At 70.8% G+C, this 3,319-nt stretch carries 3 protein-coding genes; 1 reads left to right on the top strand and 2 read right to left on the bottom strand.

Annotation, left to right across the window (positions count from 1 at the left end; translation table 11 throughout):
• Positions 1-33: 33 nt before the first annotated feature.
• Positions 34-1,551: a catalase gene (locus ACFT55_RS19775; RefSeq protein ID WP_380245560.1), complete on the bottom strand. Its 1,518-nt coding sequence runs from the start codon at positions 1,549-1,551 to the stop codon at positions 34-36.
• Positions 1,552-1,583: 32 nt separating this feature from the next.
• On the bottom strand, positions 1,584-2,039 hold the full coding sequence (locus tag ACFT55_RS19780) for a Fur family transcriptional regulator (RefSeq protein WP_380245561.1): 456 nt from the start codon (positions 2,037-2,039) through the stop codon (positions 1,584-1,586).
• A gap of 515 nt (positions 2,040-2,554) precedes the next feature.
• Here ACFT55_RS19780 and infC point away from each other — a divergent pair.
• Positions 2,555-3,319, top strand: a 765-nt coding sequence (gene infC, locus ACFT55_RS19785; RefSeq protein WP_380245562.1) for a translation initiation factor IF-3, incomplete at its 3' end; no start/stop codon positions are given.

Consider the following 3,319-nt stretch of genomic DNA (forward strand, 5'->3'; position numbering starts at 1 on the left):
GGACCCGGCCTCGGCGTGCGCGTGGTGCGTCGGTCAGATGCCGACCGGCTCCACGTCGGGACCGGAGCCGACGGCGACGGGCCGGGGCGTGCGCCCGGCCTCGACCTCGGCGCGCAGCTTGGCGCCCAGCTCGGCGTCGACGTTGGTCCAGTACTCGTAGAACCGCTCGCGGATCACGTCGATCGTGATCGCGAGGCCCTGGCCGGTGAGGGTCTCGAGGAACCGCGCCTTGGCGGCGTCGTCGAACACCTCGCGGTAGAGCGTCCCGGCCTGGCCGAAGTCGGAGTCCTCCGCGTGCAGCGTCTGGGCGGAGCGCAGCAGCGCGCCGTCCGACTCCCAGGCGGACTCGACGCCGCGCTCCGGGTCGGCCGACGGGCCGCCCACGGCACCGAACGAGTTCGGGGTGTAGACGCGGTGCTCGGGTCCGTTGAAGTGGTACTGCATCGGGCCCTCGTGCATGTAGTTCGACACGGAGGCGGCGTGCGGCTGGTTGACCGGCAGCTGGTTGAAGTTCGCGCCGATGCGGTGGCGGTGCGCGTCGTTGTAGGCGAACACGCGGGCCATCAGCATCTTGTCCGGCGAGATGCCGGTGCCGGGCACCTGGTTGCCCGGCGAGAACGCGGCCTGCTCGATCTCCGCGAAGAAGTTCCGCGGGTTGCGGTTCAGGGTGAACGTGCCGACCTTGATGAGCGGGTAGTCCGCGTGCGGCCACACCTTGGTCATGTCGAACGGGTTGAACCGGTAGGACTTGGCGTCCTCGTAGGGCATCACCTGGACGTTGACGTCCCACGAGGGGAACTCGCCGCGCTCGATGGCCTCGTACAGGTCGCGGCGGTAGTAGTCCGCGTCCTCGCCGGCGATGCGCTCGGCGTCCTCGGCGCCGATGTTCTCGACACCCTGCTGGCTGATGAAGTGGTACTTCACCCAGAAGCGCTCGCCCTCGGCGTTGACCCACTGGTAGGTGTGCGAGCCGTAGCCGTTCAGGTGGCGCCAGGACTTCGACAGGCCGCGGTCGCCCATGACGTAGGTGACCTGGTGGGCCGTCTCGGGGGAGAGGGTCCAAAAGTCCCACTGCATGTCGGCGTTCCGCAGGCCGGAGCCGCCGAGCCGCTTCTGGGAGTGGATGAAGTCCGGGAACTTCATCGCGTCACGCAGGAAGAAGACCGGCGTGTTGTTGCCGACGATGTCGAGGTTGCCCTCGGTCGTGTAGAAGCGCAGCGCGAAGCCACGGACGTCGCGCCAGGTGTCGGGGGAGCCCTGCTCGCCCGCGACGGACGAGAAGCGCAGGAGCGTCTCGCTCGTCGCGCCCTTCTGGAAGACCGCGGCGCGGGTGAAGCGCGACACGTCCTCCGTGACGACGAGCTCGCCGAAGGCGCCGCCGCCCTTGGCGTGGGGGTTGCGCTCGGGCACGCGCTCCCGGTTGAACGAGGCGAGCTTCTCGACCAGGTAGCGGTCGTGCAGGACGGTGGGCCCGTCCGCGCCCACGGTCAGCGAGTGCGCGTCGCTCGCCACCGGGGTGCCGGTCTGCGTCGTCGTGAACGGCGTCGTCATGTGATGACGTCCTCTCTCAGGGGGTTTCCGGTTCAGATGGTGGTGCTGATCGCGGCTGCCGGGACGGGGTCGGCAGCGCAGGCGGGGCACAGGCCCCAGAAGGTGACCTCGGCGAGGTCGACGGCGAAGCCGCTGGTCGCGCTCGGCGTCAGGCAGGGCGCGTGCCCCACCGTGCAGTCGACGTCCGCGACAGCGCCGCACGAGCGGCACACCACGTGGTGGTGGTTGTCGCCCGTGCGCCGCTCGTACCGGGCGGGGTGCCCGGCAGGTTCCATGCGACGCAGGAGCCCGGCCGACGTGAGCGCGTGCAGGCAGTCGTAGACGGCCTGCACGGACACCGAGCCGAGATCGGCCCGCACCGCGCGCACGACGTCGTCCGCGGTGGCGTGCTGGTGCTCCGAGAGCGCACGGAGGACGGCGAGCCGGGAGCCGGTGACGCGCAGGCCGTGCTCCCGGAGCAGCAGGTCGTCCGTCCTCGCCGTGGTCATGGCGCCGACCCTGCCACACTTTCTGGAACGATTCCAGTAAAGTCCAGGGGGCGGCCCCGGGCCGGTCCGGGCCGACGTCGGGCGGCGCAGGGGCGGCCGGGGTATGGCCGGGATCTGGCCGGGTGCTGGCCGTGGTGGCCGGGAGGCGCTCGTCACAGCGGCCGACGTCGAGGCGAACGCGTGCTAGCCTTAATGGCTGACCGACCTGGTCCGTGCGTACGACGCTCCGAGCGAGCGTCGTCGTCGGGTCCAGGTGCATCAAGTGGATCTCATCCCACCCGAGCACCGACCGAGCGCCCCGGCGCCGACAGGGGCCGGGTCCCGGTCGGGGGCTCCTCGTGGGCACCCGCCTCGGTCGTCGGAGCGCTCGCGCCCCGGCGTCGGTAGATGGCCTCCACCTGTGCTCAGGTCGGGGGCCTTTCCCGTCCCTGACGGTCTACCGACGAGTTCCTAGGAGCATCACCATCAGCGAGCCTCGCATCAACGATCGGATCCGCGTCCCCGAGGTCCGACTCATCGGCCCGGGCGGGGAGCAGGTCGGCGTGGTCGCCACGGGAGTCGCCCTGAAGCTTGCCCAGGACGCCGACCTCGACCTCGTCGAGGTGGCCCCGGACGCCCGTCCGCCCGTCGCCAAGCTCATGGACTTCGGCAAGTTCAAGTACGAGTCGGACATGAAGGCGCGCGAGGCGCGGCGCAACCAGGCGAACACGGTCCTCAAGGAGATCCGGTTCCGCCTGAAGATCGACCCGCACGACTACGGCACCAAGAAGGGCCACGTCGTCCGCTTCCTCGAGGCGGGGGACAAGGTCAAGGTCATGATCATGTTCCGTGGTCGTGAGCAGTCCCGCCCTGAGATGGGCGTGCGCCTCCTGCAGCGGCTGGCGGAGGACGTCGCCGAGCTCGGCTTCGTCGAGTCGATGCCGAAGCAGGACGGGCGCAACATGACCATGGTGCTCGGCCCGGTGAAGAAGAAGGCCGACGCCAAGGTCGAGCAGCGCAAGCGGTCCACCGAGATCAACGCGCAGCGCAAGACCAAGTCGGAGGTCAAGGCCGAGGCGCGTGCGCGCGCCGAGGGCGACGTCGCGCCGGTCGACTCGCCGGTCGACACCGAGCCCGCAGCGCCCGCGGAGACCGTCGAGCCGGTCGCGTCGGAAGCGCCCCGGACGCCGGCCGTCGAGGAGTCCTCGGTCGCCACGGCGAGCGAGCCGACTCCTGCGCCGGAGCCCGAGCCGACCCCCGAGCCCGAGCCCACCCCCGAGCCCGAGCCGAAGCCGGTCGAC

Source organism: Isoptericola sp. NPDC057191 (assembly GCF_042670225.1).
Taxonomy (GTDB): Bacteria; Actinomycetota; Actinomycetes; order Actinomycetales; family Cellulomonadaceae; genus Isoptericola.

Coding starts and splice junctions, on each gene's coding strand:
- ACFT55_RS19775 (WP_380245560.1), bottom strand. CDS start 1,551: ATGACGACGCCGTTCACGACGACGCAGACCGGCACCCCGGTGGCGAGC.
- ACFT55_RS19780 (WP_380245561.1), bottom strand. CDS start 2,039: ATGACCACGGCGAGGACGGACGACCTGCTGCTCCGGGAGCACGGCCTG.